Source organism: Mesorhizobium sp. M2E.F.Ca.ET.209.01.1.1, assembly GCF_004010375.2.
GTDB lineage: Bacteria > Pseudomonadota > Alphaproteobacteria > Rhizobiales > Rhizobiaceae > Mesorhizobium.
Map to the genome: position 1 here is coordinate 1 of NZ_SADP02000122.1, position 530 is coordinate 530.

1 protein-coding gene and 1 pseudogene are annotated in these 530 nt (G+C 60.0%); one reads left to right on the forward strand and one right to left on the reverse strand.

What is annotated here, in order from left to right; all coding sequences use genetic code 11:
* On the reverse strand, positions 1–295 hold a 295-nt coding region (locus EN852_RS41800), incomplete at its 3' end, for a hypothetical protein (RefSeq protein WP_210238281.1).
* A 34-nt stretch (positions 296–329) separates the two neighbouring features.
* On the opposite strand from EN852_RS41800, the pseudogene EN852_RS34890 reads away from it, so the two are divergent.
* A pseudogene (locus tag EN852_RS34890) lies at positions 330–530 on the forward strand (CPBP family intramembrane glutamate endopeptidase); the annotation flags it as partial.

Genomic DNA, 530 nt, shown 5'->3' on the forward strand with positions numbered 1-530 from the left:
GCCGAGAACGATTCCCTCGTCGCGCCATTCCATGGGCGGAGCTTTTCACCTGTTGGGTGGCGAAATCAAGATTTCGGCACCCCAGGCCCGACGCGTGCTGACATTTTGGATTGGGATGAGGCCGAGCCGGCCAAATATCGGAAATCCATCGGAAAGGGATCGGGATTTTCGGCTGACCGAGGTTCATCAACGCATTGACGATGTGTTCGACGGCGCGGCTGGGTTTGCCGTGGCACGTCGACTGAGCGGTGGCCCGGGAAACCCCCACAGATCCGCCCGAGAAAGCATCCGACATGACTTCCTTCCTGAACCTGGTGTGGAAGCACCGATTGACTGCCTTTTTTTCGCTGACACTCGTCCTGACGTGGTTGGCCTTCGTCCCGTTCTACCTGTCCAATGGCGAGAGCATTCCCTGGTTCACCTTCGGACCGGCGGTTTCCGGCTTCATCGTGGCGGCACTTGCCGGAGGCTGGAGCGCAGTCAAGGCCATCCTGGCCTCGATGGTGAAATGGCGCGTCCGGCCGATCTGG